The sequence below is a fragment of the Sebaldella sp. S0638 genome (assembly GCF_024158605.1).
GTDB lineage: Bacteria > Fusobacteriota > Fusobacteriia > Fusobacteriales > Leptotrichiaceae > Sebaldella.
Genome location: NZ_JAMZGM010000018.1, coordinates 34,210 through 55,209 on the forward strand (window position 1 = coordinate 34,210; position 21,000 = coordinate 55,209).

At 35.0% G+C, this 21,000-nt stretch carries 10 protein-coding genes; 6 read left to right on the forward strand and 4 right to left on the reverse strand.

The features are described 5' to 3' along the window. Nucleotides 1-98 precede the first annotated feature (98 nt). The 3 genes from NK213_RS07325 to NK213_RS07335 all read right to left on the reverse strand — a co-directional run bounded on the left by NK213_RS07325 (nucleotide 99) and on the right by NK213_RS07335 (nucleotide 10,962). Complete coding sequence (locus NK213_RS07325) at nucleotides 99-734, reverse strand: lytic transglycosylase domain-containing protein (protein ID WP_253348254.1); 636 nt, start codon at nucleotides 732-734, stop codon at nucleotides 99-101. 305 nt (nucleotides 735-1,039) lie between these two features. Further along, a complete protein-coding gene (locus NK213_RS07330; protein WP_253348255.1) occupies nucleotides 1,040-2,398 on the reverse strand; it encodes a DUF1214 domain-containing protein in 1,359 nt (452 codons plus the stop codon). A gap of 263 nt (nucleotides 2,399-2,661) precedes the next feature. Further along, complete coding sequence (locus tag NK213_RS07335; RefSeq protein ID WP_253348256.1) at nucleotides 2,662-10,962, reverse strand: autotransporter domain-containing protein; 8,301 nt, start codon at nucleotides 10,960-10,962, stop codon at nucleotides 2,662-2,664. A 646-nt stretch (nucleotides 10,963-11,608) separates the two neighbouring features. Here NK213_RS07335 and NK213_RS07340 point away from each other — a divergent pair. The 4 genes from NK213_RS07340 to mngB are packed head-to-tail and all read left to right on the forward strand — an operon-like array spanning nucleotide 11,609 to nucleotide 16,170. Continuing rightward, on the forward strand, nucleotides 11,609-12,067 hold the full coding sequence (locus NK213_RS07340; protein WP_253348257.1) for a PTS sugar transporter subunit IIA: 459 nt from the start codon (nucleotides 11,609-11,611) through the stop codon (nucleotides 12,065-12,067). After that, complete coding sequence (locus tag NK213_RS07345) at nucleotides 12,064-12,381, forward strand: PTS fructose transporter subunit IIB (RefSeq protein ID WP_253348258.1); 318 nt, start codon at nucleotides 12,064-12,066, stop codon at nucleotides 12,379-12,381. The genes NK213_RS07340 and NK213_RS07345 overlap by 4 nt, the downstream gene beginning before the upstream one ends. A gap of 21 nt (nucleotides 12,382-12,402) precedes the next feature. Continuing rightward, on the forward strand, nucleotides 12,403-13,503 hold the full coding sequence (locus NK213_RS07350; protein WP_253348259.1) for a PTS fructose transporter subunit IIC: 1,101 nt from the start codon (nucleotides 12,403-12,405) through the stop codon (nucleotides 13,501-13,503). A gap of 30 nt (nucleotides 13,504-13,533) precedes the next feature. Then, a complete protein-coding gene (gene mngB / locus NK213_RS07355; RefSeq protein WP_253348260.1) occupies nucleotides 13,534-16,170 on the forward strand; it encodes a mannosylglycerate hydrolase in 2,637 nt (878 codons plus the stop codon). 103 nt (nucleotides 16,171-16,273) lie between these two features. Here mngB and NK213_RS07360 read toward each other — a convergent pair whose 3' ends face one another. Then, nucleotides 16,274-17,308: a LacI family DNA-binding transcriptional regulator gene (locus NK213_RS07360; protein ID WP_253348261.1), complete on the reverse strand. Its 1,035-nt coding sequence runs from the start codon at nucleotides 17,306-17,308 to the stop codon at nucleotides 16,274-16,276. 223 nt (nucleotides 17,309-17,531) lie between these two features. Here NK213_RS07360 and NK213_RS07365 point away from each other — a divergent pair, with 223 nt between their 5' ends. Together NK213_RS07365 and NK213_RS07370 are read left to right on the forward strand one after the other, a co-directional pair. Next, complete coding sequence (locus NK213_RS07365; protein WP_253348262.1) at nucleotides 17,532-19,823, forward strand: glycoside hydrolase; 2,292 nt, start codon at nucleotides 17,532-17,534, stop codon at nucleotides 19,821-19,823. Between the two features lie 128 nt (nucleotides 19,824-19,951). Further along, a complete protein-coding gene (locus tag NK213_RS07370; protein ID WP_253348263.1) occupies nucleotides 19,952-20,905 on the forward strand; it encodes a DKNYY domain-containing protein in 954 nt (317 codons plus the stop codon). The last annotated feature ends 95 nt before the right edge of the window (nucleotides 20,906-21,000 follow it).

Here is a 21,000-nt window from a genome sequence, read left to right on the forward strand (position 1 = left end):
TCCAGTTTTATACTTCTTTTGCTTCTGATGATATATCCTAAAATCAGTAGAATCGAGAATAAAGCTGCTGAACGGTAAATGATTCTGGCGGCTTCCTTTCATATGTAAGACTCTTTCCAATACTTGTATTCCTTATTTTCCGGAATCTTTTCATTTTTTACATCTACCGCTATTTTATAATTTTCTATTACTGACAAACTTTTCTCTACTGTGTTAGATGAAAAAGGATTCTCAACATTTGTATAATATAGATTTTTTATTTCGGGATATACATCATTAATTTTTTTTACATAATTTCTGGTTTCTTTTATTCTTCTCCACGCATCATTCCGTAATCTCCCGCATCCTGCGTTATAGCATACAAGTGTTTTAGTGATATCCTGTGTATTATCATAGTCTCTTTTCAAATGTTTTACTCCGCCTTTTATATTTCCTTTTACGGTATTATCTACGTTGAATTCGTCAAAATTCTCCGGCATTAACTGCATTAATCCCTTTGCTCCCGCTGTAGATACCGTGGAATGGCGAAAATTACTTTCTGTTTTCATGACAGAGAATACAAGTATCGGGTCAAAGTCGTATTCAGTGGTAAACTGAACCACATTTTTATAAATATCTCTGGCCTCTTTTTCTGATAATCTGGAATTATTTTTTTTCATATAGGTGATCATTTCGTTTTCCCCTGAAAAACTGAAAAAACTTATAAAAAACAGAATCAGAATTCTTTTTGTCATAGTCTTCTCCTTATTTTTTTAGTTTATGTCACTAATTTTTATATCATACCTCTCTCTCCATATCCTAAGTATTGTATTCATAAATTGATTTTATATTTGATGTTTCAAAACTTTACTTCATTGGTTATTTAATTTATTTTTTATTTTCAGCCAAAAAAGTAAATTTTTATATATTATACCTTATGTTCTAAAAAATGTAAATACAAACATATTGATTCCGTCTCTAAGTCACGGATATACATATTTAGAAATAAAAAAACTGTACCAAGCCTGACTTGATACAGCTTATATAAATTATTCATCTGTTATTTTACTTGCTTTATTACCGGCGGGTACCATGTCTGGTTTAATACATCCTGTTTTGGAACATATAAACGTAGAGTAAGCGCGAATCCTTTTCCGCTTGCTGACGGCAGCCAGTTTGATTCCGGAACTCCTTTTGGCTGTGTCGGTGCAATCCAGATAGTTAATGATCCGTCTTTATTTGTTTTAACTCCTGTTACATTATTTATTCCGTATTTATTTATAGGATTCTGAACAAGACGATAGTCAGGTGTTCCATATAGAGTTACTGACCAAAAAGCATCTACTTCTGACTCTGGAAGTGCTCCTTTAGGAAATGTAATCTGATAAGTATTGCTTCCGTTTAACGGCTGCTTTGTTGTCCCTTCTTCCACTCCTACAAAGTATATTGCTTCTTTGGCTGTATTACCCCATAGTCCTGCATAGTTCACTATATCACGTGCGATATAATCATCACCGAAATTTCCCATGACATAAGATACTATCCATCCGTTCTTTTCACTTCCGCTTCCCTTTTTTGTCATTTCCAAAAATTCAGGAATAATTTTAGTATCTACAATATCGCTGACATATTTTTTTGCTTCTGCGGAACTCTGCATATACCCTGAAATATTTTTTACTGTTTTTTGATACTGAGCTGCACTTGGCATAACATCAGGATATGATGCCAGTACCTTATCCACATTTAAAAATATGTCTGATCCTATAGGTTTCGCATTGGTAAAATTAGTTATAGCCAGAGGAGGATCTATCTTTATTCCTTCCGGCACATCCAAAGTAAACTCTTTCTGTAATTTTTCAGCTTCTTCGGGTGTTTTCTGCAGCTCTACACGAGCCAGCACCTTAACTTTATTGAACGGAATCTCTATCTTTTGTGCATCTTTCGGTACATTTTTAGGATTTGACCCTTTTAGTACAAAGGCAAATTTCCCATACGGATGATTTGGATAATTTCTTTCGTTAATATTTGTTACTACTTCTCCCCAACCGTTTAAAACCTGTACAGTATAGTAACGTCCTTTTATTTCCGGTACATTCATTATTACCGCATGATCTTTATCTACTGCTATCCATGACTCCAAATACGCTACATCCATGTTAGGATTAACAAATTCTGCTGAACCGAGAGGATTATACTTTATTTTGTTATATCCTACTTTTTCAACATTAATATCCTGATTTTCCTGTCTGATTACTATATATCTCCCTATCATATACAAATAGCCGTCTTTTATTTCCTGCTCACTAGGTTTTACAGCAGCAAACCCGGGAATTGTGATTAAAAGCATTAATATCATCAGAAAAACTTTCCAGATATTATTTACAGCAAATTTTTGTTTCTTAATCATATTAACTGTCATAAATACTCTCCTTTGTAATAGTTTACTTAACCTGCTTTATTATACTTCTTTTTTACCTATTATTCAATTAGAGTTTTATTTGATTTTTTTATTATATTTAAATATATTCGTTTTCTTTGAAGAATAACTGTAATATTTCAATTTTTTCTTCAAGTATTAATATTCTAAAAGATTTTTGCTTTGGAAAAAGGAGAAAAATACCCAAAGCATCTTTCTCCTTTATTTTAATTATATATTTTTATTTTACACTTTCAAATCAGAAATTAAAACACTGCTTTTAGAACAAGTCCTGCTCTGTAATCATTCTGTTTGTCGTTTCCTGCTTTATATTCTCCTGTTAAGAATATTCCGTATCTGTCTTCTACTTCTACTCCGATACTTGCTCCTCCTCTGAAAGCTCCTTTTTCTTCGTCAGGCTTTGCCAATTTATGATATCCGTCTTCTATTGCTACCAGCCTTGCCTTTTCTCTTTCATTCAGATTTGCCAGCTCATATTCATATCCAAGATCGAGAGCTCCTTTTAGTTTCCATGCATTTAAGTTCCCTAAAGGTATTGATGTCTTTAATTCTACCCCCAATTTAGGTTTTACGCTCCATGCATCATTTCCTTCCACTTCCAGTTTCTCAAGCCCTTTTTCTTCAAAGTCCGGTCTTGTCACATACATTGCCCTAAGTCCGCCGTATGGTGTAATACTTGTATTTTTACCTATGTTCAGCTCTTTACCGAGTATATTATTACTTGTTATGCTGTATGTTTCATATGAACCGTTCAGTTCTGATCTTCCATATGGTGAAGGCCAGTTTATATTTCTGTCTATATTATGGAAACTCACTCTTCCTGTAAGGTCATTTCTTAATACCCAGCCGTTTGACTTATATTTATTATGTCCGCCTATCTGCAGTGTATCCACAAGTTCTTCACTGTTCATACCGTCTTTGAATTCAAAATCTGTATGCATATACCCAAGTGAATATCCGAATGTATGTTTATAAGTTCTTTCTACTTCTCTCAGAGCAAGCACTCCCGCCATTTCATAGTCATAACCTGTTACTCCCTGTGTATCTTCCGTAGTTTTCCCTTTTGCTGCTATTACATTCACTTTCATATTTTCTTTAGTATTATTATGAGAATTCTGAAGAAGGCTCAGTGAATTTTCAAATGCTCTTGCTATGTCGTCTTCTCTTTCATTTATATTCGCATAAATATTTCCGCCGAGACTTTCCATTATCGTCTTGAAGTCATTCCCGTTTTTTATTCTGTCTATTTTATCAAATATATTTCCTGCATCTCCTGTTGATCCTGCATATTTTTCATCCATTGCAGAACCAAATTCTTCATACCATTCACCTTCCATCAGATCCTTATATGCTATCTTTTTCATCCAGATATCTACATTTCCGTCTGCATTAGTCACAGGTATTGCGTCCCATGTATAAGATTCACTGTATACACTTGCTATTCCTGATGTTACACCTGCACTTGATGTTCCCGGCATAAATACATTTTCAAGTTTATATGTGAGCGCATTTGTTCCTTCTGTAAAGTCTGATGTTACTGTTACATCTTTTACATTAAAGCTGTCTGCCTGATACTTTACTGCATTTGATATCAGAATTACATTTTCAAGGTCTAAAAGATCATATCCTGATGATACTTTTTCTGCATGTGTCAGTTCTCTTATTGAGTCTGGATCTACTTTTACTTTTACTACTCCGTCATACGGCACTTCAAAGTTTCCTTCTACTTTTATTATTCCGGAATTTATTATCTGCGGCGCTTCATAAATCGGCACCGAAGCCAGTGAAGGCAATGTTATCGAACTATCTGACAGTGAACCGGCACTTATATTAGATGAACTTGTACCGTCAGCTAATATTCCCAGACTTCCGGAACCTAGTATCAATGTTGCTCCCGAGTGGTTTATGAACGTCGATTTATCTTTTAATACTACTGCTACTGAATTAGTTCCCGATACATCTATTGTATTATAGTTATTTACCACTGAGTTACTTTCGGCAAGTACCGCAATACTTTCATTACCATTTACCTTTATAGTTCCGTGGTTATCCAGAATTCCGCCTTTATTTATTGCCACCCCTATTACACTGTTACCTGCCAGGTCTATTAAACCATTATTTACTACACGGCTGTTCTTACCTACTTCTGAGAATATTCCTATTGCCTTGTCTCTTGTTGATGTTATCTGACCGCTGTTTGTTATATCTCCGCTCTGTGCATAAGAATATATTCCTATTCCGTTTTCTCCCACAGTAATATTACTGCTGTTATCTATTTTACTTCTTTCTCCGTATATTCCCACAGAAAATCTGTTATCCTTATTACTCAGGTCATTCGGATAAGGAATATGAGAGTCTCCCAATACAATTACTGCTGTATTCTTTATATCAGAGCCACTTCCGTATATTCCTACACCGTAACTATGCGATGCTCCGTTTATCTGTCCGTTATTTTCAATTATTCCGTTATTCCCGTACAGATAAATTATCCCGTTTCCTGCTGAGCTTAAAGTTCCGGAGTTCACTATATGTCCGTTATTTGTGTAGAACCCTACCCCTTCTTCCTGTATTGACAATGCTGCCTTGTTATCAAGCTTTGTACCGCTGTCCTTTGCATAACCTATTACACTGCCTGTTCCTGTTGTTATACTTGTTGAGTAGTTTGTTAATACTGCACCGTTATTGGCATATAATGCCACAGCTCCGTTATCTCCCACTGTTATTGATGAACCTGCGTTTATATCCGCTGTTCCGCCTGAAGCATACACCCCTACTGAACCATGTGACAGATTTATTACTGAATTATGATTCAATGTACCGCCGTTTGAGTACAATCCTACGGAATTTGTACCGCCTGTTATTGTTCCGTTATTGGTGATATTTACTCCTGCTGTTCCGTATATTCCTACTGATGCATCTGCTATTGCTCCTGCACTTCCAAGATTAATTGTACTGCTGTTGTCTATATTTATAATTCCAGCAGGAACTCCTGAACTATTTAGTGTTGTCCCGTATATTCCAATTGATTTATCACTTAAAAGACTTATATTATTGCTGTTTTTCAGATTATAGGTACCGCCGTTTTCTGCTTTCAGCACTATTCCTTTGTTCAATGAACCTGACGAGGTAATATTACTTGTATTTTCAATATTGGAATTAATACCCATTATTGCCGCAGAATTTGACCCGTTTATTTCTATGGCTCCGCCGAGGGTATAGTTTACCATTCCTATTGTTACAGGTTCCAGATCAGCATTTTTCAGATAAATCCCTGTAGCATTATTTCCCAGTATTAGTTTTCCCAGTGACTTTATCGCTGACTGCTGTACCGGCCCTGCCTGTGTATTAGTCACATACATTCCTACACCATTATCAAGAACCATGAATTCTTTTGAATTAAAATCTGCTGTACTGTTATCCAGATAGAAACCTATCTTTTCTCCTAATACTGTATTTCCTGCTGCATAATTAACATCTGATTCATTTGAAGCATAAACGAGTATTCCTTTTCCTGTATTAAAACTTCCGCCTGTTATATTAAGTGTACTGTTGTCCAGATAAAATCCAAGCCCGTTTTCTCCTGCTGTTATTGTTCCCCCTGTATTATTTATTACAGATTTTTTACTTCCGTATACTGCTACTGAGTTTCCTGATACTGTATCTCCTACAGTTATATTTCCGGAATTATTTATATTGCTGTTTTCGGCAAATATTCCAAAACTGTCATTCTTCAGCAGTATATCTTTATTATTTGTTATTACTGCCAACGGCACAGGACTTACTATTCCTGTCGATGACAGTTTTGAGTATATTCCAAGGGTATCATTTTCTGCTGAACGAATAATTCCGTTATTTATTATATTTCCGCCTAGCTCAGCTGAATCCAGATATATTCCTATTCCCGATCCCTGTGTTTCTATTATTCCTGTTGCTGTATTTTCTGCTTCTGCTGTTACTAAAGCTGCACTTTCTGCAAGTATTCCTATACCTGAGCTTGTACTGCTGGATTTTCCTGCTTTTATTGTCCCTTCATTTTTTACTCTGGCACCTTCAAGCACTTCTACTCCTATACTTCCCAGAGAGTTAGTCATATCTATTGTTTTTCCTCCTGATATGAACACTTCTTCCGTTCCGCTGGTATATCTCCCCTGTGCCAGTATTCCGTACGTTCCCTGAATGTTATTATTTGTATAAATATTTCCGTTTAATTCTATTCTTCCGCTGACTGCGTGATAACCATAATGTCTCACAGCCGGATCCAAAGTTATATCTTCTGTTATTATCTCCTGTTTATCAGAATAAACAAATCTTTCTACCATTGGATCAAGTCCCAGTTTATCAAGATCACTGTTTGTAATTGCCACTCCGTTTACTGTTACCTGTGAACCTGCCCCTTTCAGAAGGAAAGCTATTCCGTTATTCATGGTAAGAGTACTTGCAGTCAGCGCATTAGACGAATAATCTAAAACTGAATTCTCAAGATAATATCCTATTGATTCTGTATTTGTACTTCCAGAGAAAATAGTTGACTTACTTGGATCTCTTGTTAATGTTCCGCCGTTTTTATATATACCAAGAGAGTTTTCTCCTACCTGTACATTTCCGTTATATGTAATATTTCCTGTGTTTGATCCAAAATATGATGCCACTGTTTTATTTCCTGATGTTACATTAGTATTTACTGTTCCCGTAACTATTGTATCTTCAAGAAACATTCCTACTCCTGCCTGTGTTCCCGGAGCTTCTGTAGTATCACCTATTATAATATCAGAAATCATATTTGATACCTGTGCATTTTTCAGATAAAGACCTATACTGTCATTCCCCAGATTTATATTTCTTGTTCCTGTACCGAAATCCACGATATTATGTCCTGCTGATCCGTTTATATAAATACCGAATGAACTGTCCAGAGCTTTTATATTTATATTTCCTGTATTTTTAAAGCCGCCGTTTCCTATGTATATTCCTGTTGATTTGTTCTTGGCATTCTGCATATCCAGGCCTGCTATTTCTGCATCAACTGCTGCTGCACTTCCATTGGCATAAATACCAATCATGCTGTCTTCGCTTCCTATAAGCGACACACTTCCCACAGACAGTTTCCCTGCTGCTGCACTGCTGCTTTCCTGATAAATACCGGTTTTACCTGCTTTGATACTTCCTGCAGTTATTTCAGAAACATTTTTCCCAAAAATCCCTATTCCTGATTTTTGATATACATGAACATAATCTGCTTTAATTTTACTGTCCTGTGCCGTGGCTCCCTCTAAGAATATACCAAATCCTTCTCCAGCAGCTTCTGCGATTCCTATCATTACATTCCCTGCATCTATTTCTGCTTTATTCGTTATACTTTTTAGTGCTATTCCGCCGGAATTCTGTGTTGCAGTGCTGTTCCCTGCTGATATATTATTTACCTTTATAAGAGAATCATTCTTTATATCCTCAAGATATATTCCGACTCCTCCTGATCCAAGGGCTATATTCGTAAAATCTGAACGGTTTACACTTGTGATTGCATCAGTATATGTAAGAGATTTTCCAAAAATCCCTATATTGTCTTTACCTCCCAGCTCTATATTTACTTTATTTCCTATTTTCAGATCAGACGATTCTGTAACTATACCAAATGCTTCTGCTACTTTCATCGAAGTTATCGGATCTGTCCCTTTTATATTCAAATCATGAATATTTGCTTTTCCATTTTTAAAATATGTTCCTATAGCTTTTTCACCAATTATATTTATATTCCCGGAAATTCCTGTTTTTGATGTTACTGAATCTGTTTTGTCAGAATCTGCATAACTTCCGTATACTCCCACACCCATATTACCTGCTGTACTTCTTATCTCTATATCACCGCTTGATATTAGTGTTATCATATCGGAAGCAGTTCTTCCTACACCGACTACAGCTTTTCCGCCTGTCCCCAATGTTATTTTTCCGGTGTTTACTATAGATCCTGCACTTCCATTTGCTATTGCTTTCTTCTCTACAAATATTCCTATTCCATTCTTTGAATAATTATCACTAATGCCGTTACTTTCTTTATCAGTAATATATCCGCTGTTATACACACTGCTTCCATTACCGTATATTGCTATATACTGCTCCTGAGCTGCGGTTACCCCTTTTTCTGTTTTCACACCATCTCCGCTCCCGGCAATTGTTCCAGCCTGAGGAAGCAGCCCCAGAAATATATCTCCTTTATTTTCCAGTGAAGCATATTGTCCCGCAATTCCTATAGAATAATTCCCTGTAGCATTTCCTGAAGCATAGACAAATATTTTACCGTCTATATTATTCACTGCCTTTGCATAATCTATATGTGATGCATCAGGCAGAGCTGAAGAATTAGGATTAAACAATCCGTTTCCGCTGAAACCGCTCGTAGTAAAAGCATTCTTAGTTTCGGCATAAAGACCCGCAGCATTCTGTCCGCCTACGAATATTACCCCGTCTTTTGTACTGTAAGTTTTGCTGTTTAATGTAAATGTCACTGTTTTTGCTTCATCCAGAGTCTCTTTTACCGTTACAAGACCGCCCATATTTGCACCGTAAGCATTCACATTACTTCTGTCTATATCCAAGTTATGTGATTCTCCAGCAGTGTCGTTCTGATCTATATCAATACCGTTTACTATTCCGTCGCCGTTCTCTACTATTATTTTTGATTCTGCATTATACACAAGATGTCTGCTGTTAACATTATCATCAATTCCATTTCCGTCATAACCCATTCCTTTTATTCCAAGAACATCTTTAGCAGAAGTGGAAATATTGATAATACCGTCATTCACAGCTCTTGCCCTTGAATTCGCGGCATCCCAGAGTGTATGACTTGTAGTTGTGCTGGATGAAGTTACTGTGTATCCTCTATGACCTATATTTTCTCTGATCATACCTATTGTCTGTCCTGATGCTATATCCAAAACTCCGTTATTTATCATCTGTCCGCTTCCCTTATGCTGCATAAGCATATTATTTCCGCTTACAGACTTTATTGTCCCTTCATTGTACATAAAAGTCGTATTATCGAATATCATTCCTCTGTAGTTTGCAAACGGAGTTCCAAGATTAGGTTCCAGAGCTTTTTCCTGCGCAAAAGCGCTTAATGCCACATTCCCGTACTGACTGTCAAAATTGCCTGTTCCCTGAGTTTTCTCTACTACGATATTCCCCTGATTTAATATTACATTGATATCAACCTCACCGTTTGCTTTAGGAATAAATTTTCCCGGATTTGCAGCATCCCCGAATCTGTCGTTTATATGTCCTGCACTTCCGTATCCCCGTACTGTATGATCCATATTTACATTTAATATCCCATAATTTCCGAATCCTTTTATATTTATTGTGCCGCCTTCACCGTTAATAAGATATTTATTTGAATTGACACCAGAAATTATCTGATTAGGCTCTGTATGATTCGTAGGAATATACATCATGGCTCCTCCGCCCGAAGGTGTATCTGTACCTGCATTTAATGTTTTATGTGTCTGAGCAGCAAATATATTCATTGTTCCGCCGTTATATGTAGTAGCTCTCGCATCACCATCCACAGTATCCCCGACTACATAGTTTGTTTGTGAATTCGGAAGTATTGTCACTGTTCCCAGTATTGATATCATTGTTGCTCCCGGACTGTTTTCAAATGTAAAATATCCATTCCCGTCTTTTTCATTACGAGCTGTAAGAGTTACATCGGAAGCTATTATTTTTGACTGACCTGCACCTGTTGAAATAGAAGCAAATCTCCATACAGAGTTAGTAGATTCTAGAACTGTTTTGCTGAAATCTGCTGAAGTTACAATACCATTATTTTTTGGTGCTACATTTTCATTTGAATATCCTATAAGCGGTCCCGGAGGTGCTCCTGCATTATGACCCGCGGCAAATGAAAAGTTTACACTCGGCGGTGTAATATTAACCTGCGGGTTTAGTGTCAGAGTCAAAGCCGGTGCTGTCATTGACGGACCAGTTATATTCGGCAGTGAAATTGACTGTGCCTTCTCTATTTTTGTTACCGGCGGCTGTATATTAATAGGAGCTATATCTTTTATTGTCAGGTTTACATTAGGATTAATGGTGAAATCAGCAACAGTTTTTATTGGGATTGTAGCCCCTATCTGAATATATTTTTTCGTTCTCAGATCTTTTATCTTCTGCTCTGACGAATTTTGATCAGAATTCGATATAAGATTTCCTTCGCTGTCATAACTCAGATTGTACTCATCTCTGTCTCCCCTGTCCTTTTCCGTGTAAAATCCTGAAGCGAATATCTGCCACTCAAGATATTCAGGCTTTACCACATAATCTCCCTGCATGTACAAATCTTTTAGCTCTTTATTTCTCTTTTTTAATATCTGCTCTATAATTTGATAATTTTTCTGGTTAGATTTTCCCTGCTCTAAATTTTTTACCATTTTATTATACATATTATCGTATTTTACTGATTCAGAAACAGCAGCTCCTTGTGCATAAGCCGGTAAAATCGCATTTAGGGCTAACAATGGTACTAATAATTTTTTATTTTTTTTCATCATTCCTCCTGTTTACTTCGTTTTGTATCTTTTTTCTTTGATTATTCTAAGTCTAAATGCTGTAAAAAACCTGTACATTTGAACCTAAAAAGATCATATTCCCTTTTTTCTCCTCCTTATAGATTTCATTCATAAATTCCTTATCTTACTTAACAAAAATCATTTTCTGGAATTTCTTATCAATATTTTACTAAATTTACTTATTAAAGTCAATTTAACTATATTGAAATTCATGTTTAAATTTGTCTGACTATTCCTGGAAATAAATTCTAATAAACTAACTGTTCGAATAATAGAATATATATTTGAAAAATAAGAACATTTTTTTATTTTACAATATATTTTATTTTTTATTTTTCAAATTTATAAATACTTTTTTTATATGTAGTCTCATGAATTTTAAATTTTATAATTTCATTCTTTCAAAAATATAATTTCAAAATAAAAGATTTTTTCAGAATTATCCTTTTGAATAATTGAAAATTTTCTATAACAATAAATTCATATAAATCCCTGATCAATTTAACAGAAAAAAATATTTTGATTAGATATTGACAATTACACTTTTTCGTTGTATATTTTAATATATAATTTTATGCAAACGTTTGCATAAAACAGATTAAAAGCCAGAAACGGAGGTATAAAATTGATTTTAGAGAATAAACAGATTTTTTTAGATGAAAATTTAAGCACTAAAGATACCGTTATGTCATTTATAGCAGAAAAGTCAAAACTGCTTGGTATAACAGATGATGAAAACGGATTATATCAAAAATTATGGGAAAGAGAAAAAGAATATCCTACAGCTGTGCTGGATCTTATAGCAATACCGCATGTAAAGAGTGATTTGATAAAAACTTCAAAGCTCTTGTTTATAAGACTTACAGATGCTGTAGACTGGGACTCTCCTGATGGTTTTAAAGTAAAATCTGTTTTTGTAATACTGGTACCTGAAAAAGATGCCGGGCAAAAACATCTGGAAATATTGTCTAAAGTAGCTGTCAGTCTTCTTGAGGAAGATTTCCAGAGTATGATTATGAATATGAAAACCGGTGATGAATTAATAAAATATATAAAAGAAAATTTGGATGGTGATTTGTTATGAAAATAGTCGGAGTAACTTCGTGTATTGCAGGACTTGCCCATACCCCGATGGCTGCAAAAGCTCTGGAAAAAGCGGGGACAAAACTGGGACACAATGTACGGATAGAACAGCAGGGAGCAATGGGAAAAATAGACGAGATCACAAAAAGTGAGATAGAGTCGGCAGATCTTGTACTTATTGCAGCGGATAAAGTAATAGAAGATGAGGACAGATTCGCGGGAAAGCAGATTGTTCGTGTAAAAATCAGCCAGTGTGTATCAAATGCTGAAGGTGTACTGAAAAAAATCGTTGAAACTATGGAAAAAAGAAAATAAATCAGAAGAGGAGATATCATTATGAAAAAGAAACTTTATGAGGCAAGAGACCACCTCATGGGTGGAATTTCCTATGCACTTCCTGTGATAATAGGCGGTTCACTTGTTGTAGCAGTGGCAAAGATAATAGGCTTTGCAGGAGGGGTCAGCAATCTGGACGATTATGCTAAGACAGGCGGTTTTTTCCATTATGTATGGATGTTCCAAAATGTAGGGTGGAGTGCAATCGGACTTCTTAACTTAGTTCTTTCAGGATATATTGCTTATTCAATAGCCGGAAAGCCGGCGCTTGCCGCAGGTTTTGTAGGCGGGGTACTGGCTACCAGCACAAATGCCGGATTTCTCGGTGCAGTAGTAACAGGTTTTTTCGCAGGATGGATTACTAATAAAATAAAAAACACCATTAAAATTAAAGGTGCTGCTGCCAGTTCAGTGCCGCTCATTATTCTTCCCCTGCTCACGATTGGATTAACCGGTATTTTAATGGCTCTGATATTAGGCGGCCCTTTGGGGTGGATTAATACTACCCTTCTAAACTGGGTTACAAGAATGTCGGAAAATAATACAAATGTGATTATTCTTGCTGTTGTACTTGGTGCAATGATAGGTTTTGACCTTGGCGGCCCTGTGAACAAAGCAGCATGGATGGCAGGAAATGCATTGTTTATGAGCGGAGTCTATCTGCCTTCTATTTTAGTCAATGTAGCAATATGGATTCCGCCTTTAGGCTACGGACTTGCAACAGTTATTAAAAAGAGAAATTTCTCCGAAACATTCAAAGAAGCAGGAAACGGCGCCCTTATCATGGGAGTCATCGGCATTACCGAAGGTGCTATTCCGTTTACACTGCAAAGTCCGGGTAAGCTTATTCCCCTGAATGTAATAGCATGTGCAGCAGGAACTGCAATTACAGCAATACTGGGAATATATGTAAAAATGCCTCCAATAGGAGGAATGTACGGATTTTTCAGTGTGGGTAACGGATGGGCATATCTTGCAGGCGGAATAATAGGAGCTTTAATAATAGGCTTTGGTGCTAATTTTCTCGTAGACTTTACTGAAAAAGAAAAAACAGCTGCTGTTGAAACTGATTCTGAGGAAATAGAACTCAGCTTTGATTAATAAATAATTTTACAAGGAGATTAAATTAATATGCAGAAAACAAAAGTACATATAATCCCGCATTCACACTGGGATAAAGAATGGTATTTCACATCTTCCAGATCAAAAGTGTATCTGGTAAAACACATTAAGGAAGTTTTGGATGTTTTGGAAAATAAAAAAGATTTCGGCTTTTTTCTTATGGATGCACAAAGTTCCCTTGTGGAGGACTATTTAAAATACTGCCCTGAGGATGAAAAAAGACTGAAAAAGCTGATTTCTGAAAAAAGATTTTTAACAGGCCCTTGGAATACACAGACAGACCAGCTGGTAATATCTCAGGAATCCGTAGTTAGAAACTTATATTACGGAATTGACAGTGCCGAGAAAATGGGGTATTCAATGCCTGTAGGATATGCTCCGGATATCTTTGGGCAGGGCGGGAATATGCCGCAGATATACAAACATTTTGATATTCATAAATTCCTTTTTTGGAGGGGAGTGGCTGATAACCGTTTAAAGCAGACTGAATTTATATGGGAAGGTGACGACGGTACGCAAATGCTTGCAGTACAGATTCCTTTCGGCTATTATTACGGTGCGAATATTCCTGAAAATGACGGGGAAATTATACACTATCTTGAAGAAAAAATTGGCGCACTTGAAAATAAAGCCTCTACAAGACATGTTTACTTTCCGAACGGCCTTGATCAGGCACCTGTAAGGAAAAATCTTCCTGAATTAACTGCAAAATTTAATAAACTGGATTCTAAAAGGGAATACATCATAGATTCTCCGGAAAATTTTTTAGCCGAGATAGAGAAAGATTCCAAAAATCTCCCGGTAATACACGGAGAATTAACAGAAGGAAAAAACAGCCGAATTCATAAGTCTATTTTTTCTTCACGTGCTGATTTGAAACAGGCAAATAATAAAATAGAAAATTTTTTAGTAAATATACTTGAGCCTGTACTTTCTATAAGTTATTCACTGGGGAACCGTTATCCGCACGAAGAGCTTTCCGAAATCTGGAAACTGATGTTTGCCAATGCTGCTCATGACAGTATCGGTGCTTGTAACAGTGATTCCACAAACAGAGATATCGCAAGCCGTTACAAACTTGCACAGGATATGTCGGAAAATCTTCTGGATCTGAATATGAGGCTGATAAGCCAGAAAACAAATCATAACAGTGATTTCAGCTTTAATATTTTCAATCCTCTGCCATATGAAAGAAAAGGCGTCGCTGAATTCACTGCCTATATTCCCGAAGATGATTTTTCAATCTGTGATCTTAACGGTAAAGAATTAAAATACGTGATAAAGGAAAAAACAGAACTTACTGATTATGTTCTAAATCAGCACATATATCTAAACCCAAGTAAAAAGGCATTCATTCCCGAGAAAGTGTATAAAGCCAGAATACTTGCAGAGCTGGACTCTGTTCCTGCAATGGGATATACTCAGTTTTTCATGGATTTGACAAAGAAGGAAAAACAAAAAGCAGAAAAAGAATATCACTCAAATGAAATAGAAAATAAATTTTATCATATTACTTTTGAAGCAAATAATACACTTACCATCAAAGACAAAAAAGCCGGCAGAATATATCACAATCAGATGGTATTTGAAGAAAACGGCGACGACGGCGATTCATATAATTATTCACCGCCCAGAAAAGATATGATAATAAGATCTGATGATTTGGAGTATACAAAATCAGAGAATGTAAAAGTATATAAATCAGATGTTGAAAATGTGCTGAAGTTTCAGCTGAATATGATGGTTCCGAAAGACCTTGAGAACAGAAGCAGAGGAATAAACAGCGAAAATTTCAGACTGGATATAGAAATTTCACTTAGAAAAGATGAAGATTTGGTAAGATTTCATGTGAAAGCAGACAATCAAGTGCTTAGTCACAGACTGTGTGTATGTTTTGATACAGGAATAGCAAGTAAATTTTCCACTGCTGATCAGCTGTTCGGCATTGTTCAAAGACCGGTATATCTTCCGGAAATGGAAGTGTGGGAAAAAGAAAAATGGCAGGAGACCCCTGTATCTATAGAACCTATGCAGAGTTTCACCAGTCTTCATGATGAAACCCACGGCACTGCTCTTATTACCGAAGGAGTACGTGAGTATGAGATAACAGGAGAAAAATACGATACAATACGTTTAACTTTATTCAGAACTTTTGGTTATATGGGAAAAACCGACCTCTTATACAGACCGGGACGGGCTTCGGGAGAATCGATAATAGAAACTCCTGATGCACAGCTTTTGGGAGAGCTTGAATTTTCCTTTTCGGCAGCTTTTTTTGAAGGCAGCTTTGATAATGCATCTATTGCTAGAAAAGCTAAGGAATATCTTACTCCTATGCCTGTTTACCAGTTTTCGGAATTTTTGAACGGAAGACTGATTTATGTGTATTGTGATGAAGAAAGAACACTTCCTCAGACATACAGCCTGTTTTCTTATGAAGATACCGAAGCTGTAATGAGTGCATTTAAAAAAGCGGAAAATGACAGCGGATATATTATAAGATACTTCAACCCGTTCGTATCAAAAAGTATCAAGATAAGAAATGACATTTCAGATAAAGCTGTTATGCTTAATGAGAAACAGAAAACGGAAGCTAAAAGTGTGCTAAACTGCTGTGAATTCCAGACTTATCTGTTAAAGCTGTAAATTCAGGAATATAGGAAAATTTCATATCCGAATATTCTTTTTACTATCATATCATATCATTAAAATAAAAAAGGCTGTATTTTATTCAGAATTTACAGCCTTTTTATGTTGTTTCCCTATTAACAAGAGATACTGGAATAACAATGTGTTTTTTATTTTTTACTTCGTTCGGCAGTTCTGTTCCATTCATAAGATCAAACAAAAGATTGGAAACCTTATGGATAATGGCTTCTCTGTCTTGATTTACAGTAGTTATCTTGGGATAAGAATACTTGGAAATGGAAATATTATCAAAGCCTATGATTTTTACTTTTTCAGGTACAGAAATCCCGTGTTCTTTTAGTGAAATCAAGGCGCCGTATGCACGCCAGTCACTGGTAGCAAAAATTCCGTCAAATTCAATACCTTGTGAAACAGCTTCATCCACTACTTTTTTTGTTTCATCAAAACTGGAAAGATGACCGTCGAATTTCATCACCAGATTCTCATCAAAAGGTATATTATATTTTTTCAGTGCTTCCTTATACCCTTCAAATCTCTTCTGGCTGGCAGAAAAACTTCTCTTTTTTGTTAGAATCATTATTTTTCTGCATCCCTTTTTTATCAGTTCTTCTGTTGCGAGAAAACCGCCTTCATGATGATTAGATTCCACATAAAAAGTATCAGAAGCATGGGGATCAAATATTCTGTCTATACATACCATAGGTATCTTTCTGTAATTAGAATAAAAATCTTTCGGTGTTTTTTCAAGTGCAGAAATGCAAATAATCCCGTCAACCAGCTTGGAGTCCAGAATCTTGAAATACTCCATCTCTTTTTTGGAATTCTGGCTGGTATTGCAGATGAAAACAGAATAACCTACTTTAAAAAAGAAATCTTCAATTCCCAGAACAATTTCCGAGAAAAATTCATTTTGAATATTGGTTATGATAATTCCTATTGATTTTGACTTGTTCATTTTCAGACTTTTAGCGACCATATTAGGTGTATAATTATACTTTTTCATTAGTGAAAAGACTTTCTTTTTTGTCTTTTCGGATATCTGCCCGCTGTTATTAATGATTCTCGATACAGTACTGGCAGAAACGCCTGCTAATTTCGCTATGTCTTTCATAGATATTTTTTCTTTAGGATCCATGTGAAGCCCCTCTATATTTTTGATGTTTTTTTGGTTTCAACTTGATTTTATTTTACCATATATGCCATAAATGTCAATGGTTTTTAGGTATTTTCCGTTTCATTTTGTTTACGTTCTTTTTTGGTTTAAATCTTAGTATTTTATATAATTTTATAAAATAAAAATTACATGATATAATAAAATACTTAGAAATAGTAATACTAAATAAACAGGAGGATAAAATATGAATCAAAAATTTTTTGCTTTAATTATACTCATATTTTTAATAACATGCTGTACTAAAGAAACTAATACTAATAAATCTATGCAGAATCTTTATAAAGATTTTTCATATAAAGTAGATCCGGAAACATTTGATCTCACAATTACTGTTGACGGAAAAGAAAAAAGTGTTTCAGGCGGTCAGGATAAAATGAAAGTCGCTGATTTGAAGAAAAGCAATGACGGGGTTTCGTGGGAATATCCGGAGAAATCTGTTAATGTTACAATAAAAAAAGAAAATAATTATCTGGATATCACTATAAAATCAACAGAGAAAAAAGGTATAAAGAATGAATTTGTCTGGCCTTTAGTTTCAGATAAATATTACAGTCTTCCATTTGGTGAAGGGAAATATATCCCTGCTGATGACAAATATTTTTCCGAATATCTTGATGCTATGGAAATTGATCCTTTGGAATATTTTTCTATGAGCTTTTTTTCAGCATCAGACAATGATACTGCTTTTGTGTATATTATAAAAAATATATTTAATAATAAAATAAAATTTGATACAAAAAATAGCATTGGATTTCAGTTTAGTCATGATTTTACTTCCATAACAGATGATCCGGAATACGGATTCAGGATTTATGTTACCGAAAATAATCCTGTTAATATTGCAAAAATATATAAAAACTACATTGCGGAACAAAAAAAGTTTAAGACACTTGCTGAAAAAGCAGAAGAAAATAAGAATATCACAAAGCTTTTCGGGGCAGTCCATATTTATTTATTTGATAAAACAGTAATTTCTGATGAAGATATAAACTGGGCTAAATTCAGGGAGTATTTATCTTCTGATTCTATGAATCATATAGAGTCTTTGATTATTAATCATTCTGAAAATAGCCAGGAAGTAATAAATGTTTTTGAGCAAATAAAAAATCAGGACTATGTTGACCAATATCAAAAAAATATTATTTCACAAGCTTTAAGCCAAAGTTTACTGCTGCAGGAATTTTATGACGAAAAAGCTTTTCCTTTGAAAGGACAAAAAGCGGAAGAACTTTTAAATAAAGGAATTGGCAATCTGAATGAAATGGAAATAATCGAACTGAACAAGCAAATCCTGAGCCTTAATTTTCCCGGTGTCTTCAAACCTTATGAAACATGGTCTGCTGACAGAAATATAAATCTGATAAAAGGCATACATTCTTCTGGAATTACCAGAGCATGGCTTGGGCTGGACGACTGGACACAGGCATATATAAGTCCTCAGATGCTGGAATATGCTGAAAGTATCGGATTCTTAACTGCACCTTATGATTCTTACCATTCCATTCATGAACCATTGAAAGAAAAATGGAATACAGCAACATTTTCAGACAATACTCTTTATGAAAATGCCACAATTACAGATGAAAACGGAAAGAAAATTTCCGGATTTCAAAATGTGGGGAGAAAATTAAATCCCGTTTTATCTTTATCAGCTGTTAAAGAACGGGTGGGAAATATTTTGGATACAGGTGCAAAATTTAATTCATGGTTTATTGACTGTGATGCAACAGGTGAAATTTATGATGATTATTCAAAAAATCACGTCACTGCAAAACAGCAGGATTTAGAGGCCCGAATGAAAAGAATTTCTTATCTGGCTGTTGATAAACATATGGTTACCGGTTCTGAAGGCGGAAATGATTTTGCCGCACCTTATATAGCCTTTGCACATGGTATTGAGCTGCAGTCTTTTTCCTGGATGGATGACGATATGTCTAAAAATAAGGAAAGCATGTACTATATAGGGAAATACTATTCAGCAGACGGCGGTGTTCCTGAAAAAATGTCGCTTGAAATTCCTGTAAAAGAAAAGTATAAGAAAATTTTTCTGGATAATTCCTATAATATCCCTCTTTATAAACTTGTGTACAATGATTCTGTTATTACCACATATCACTGGGATTGGTCTACGTTTAAGATCAAAGATGAGGTACAAAACAGAATGCTTTATGAAATATTGTATAATGTTCCCTCTTTATACCATCTTGATAAGTTTCAATGGACGAAGTATAAGGATAGAATTATCAAGCATTATGAAGTCTGGTCTCCTTTCAGCCGTGAAGCTGTGATGAGGGAAATGACAGATTTCAGAGTTTTGTCAGATGACAGACTGGTTCAGCTTACTCAGTACGGAGATGATATAAAGGTAGTCGCCAATTTTTCAGATGGAGAATTCAAATATGAAGGTGATATTATAAATCCACATTCTTTAATTATTTATAATAAAGATAAGAAAATCGTTTATATTCCTGAATAAATAATGGTTTGTACGAGGGAAAACTGCGGAGTATAACGGGAATTACAGAATATATAGTTTTTGCTATTAGCACCGGGAATACTGTATCTTTGAATCAAACTTTATTTTAATAACACAAGGAGGAATAAATGAAAAAAGTATTACTTTTTATTTTTATAAGTTTAAAATTATTTGCCGGGTATTCTGTGGATAACGGAACTGTTTCTATTTATGGAAGACCTGTTATTGGTGCTGATATTGACAGTTTTGAGATATTATCTGATTCTTATGCTAAAGATAAGTCAAATGTTTATAATGCTGACAGAGTGATAAAAGACGCTGATCCGGCAAGCTTCGTAATATTAGGCGATCCGGCTTATACTAAAGACAAGTTGAGGGTTTATCGCTTGGGAACAGTTATTGAAGAAGCTGACCCGGATAGTTTTAAAGTATTTGGAGATTCTGATTTTGCAAGGGATAAAAACAACATATATTATGCCGGCTTTATATCAGAAGCAGATGCAGAAAGTTTTGAAATACTGGAAAGTCCGTATGGAAAAGATAAAAATAACTTTTACTTTGGAAATATTTTGTTAGGCAAAATTGATAATAAAAGTTTTAAGGTACTGAACTCTACTTTTTCCAGAGATAAGAATCATATTTATTATGGTGATTATCTTAATTACGGAAATATTATTGTATTCAGAATTGCTGATGTCAGAAGTTTCAGAGTATTAAACGAGTATTATTCAAAAGATAAAAACAATGTTTATTTTTATGATTCGAGAATGAGAGGGGCTGATCCGGCGAGTTTTACAATATTGGACAATAGTTACACTAAAGATAAAAATAACGTGTATTATTTCGGTGATAAAATAAATGGTGTTGATCCAGCTACTTTTGAAGTTTTGGAAGAGAATCTCGCTTTGGATAAGAGAAATGTTTATTTTAAACAGGTGAAACTCACAGATATTGACAGAAAAAGCTTTGTTTTTCTCGGTACTAAATGTATTGACAAACATTCATGCTTGGAAAAAGTCTCGTTTTTTAAAGATAAGAATGGTGAATATAATACTTATGAAATAGAAGAGAATTGGTACTAGTATAGGTTTTACAAAAATAGGGAGTGTGCAAGAAAGTCTGTAAATTAAATCTGATATAATAAAAGATTTGTTTTTCATATATTGATTTATCTATT

Excerpts from the sequence above, each read along its gene's own strand:
- NK213_RS07325 (WP_253348254.1), bottom strand. The coding sequence starts at position 734 with ATGACAAAAAGAATTCTGATTCTGTTTTTTATAAGTTTTTTCAGTTTT.
- NK213_RS07330 (WP_253348255.1), bottom strand. The coding sequence starts at position 2,398 with ATGACAGTTAATATGATTAAGAAACAAAAATTTGCTGTAAATAATATC.
- NK213_RS07335 (WP_253348256.1), bottom strand. The coding sequence starts at position 10,962 with ATGAAAAAAAATAAAAAATTATTAGTACCATTGTTAGCCCTAAATGCG.
- NK213_RS07345 (WP_253348258.1), top strand. The coding sequence starts at position 12,064 with ATGAAAATAGTCGGAGTAACTTCGTGTATTGCAGGACTTGCCCATACC.
- NK213_RS07350 (WP_253348259.1), top strand. The coding sequence starts at position 12,403 with ATGAAAAAGAAACTTTATGAGGCAAGAGACCACCTCATGGGTGGAATT.
- mngB (WP_253348260.1), top strand. The coding sequence starts at position 13,534 with ATGCAGAAAACAAAAGTACATATAATCCCGCATTCACACTGGGATAAA.
- NK213_RS07360 (WP_253348261.1), bottom strand. The coding sequence starts at position 17,308 with ATGGATCCTAAAGAAAAAATATCTATGAAAGACATAGCGAAATTAGCA.
- NK213_RS07365 (WP_253348262.1), top strand. The coding sequence starts at position 17,532 with ATGAATCAAAAATTTTTTGCTTTAATTATACTCATATTTTTAATAACA.
- NK213_RS07370 (WP_253348263.1), top strand. The coding sequence starts at position 19,952 with ATGAAAAAAGTATTACTTTTTATTTTTATAAGTTTAAAATTATTTGCC.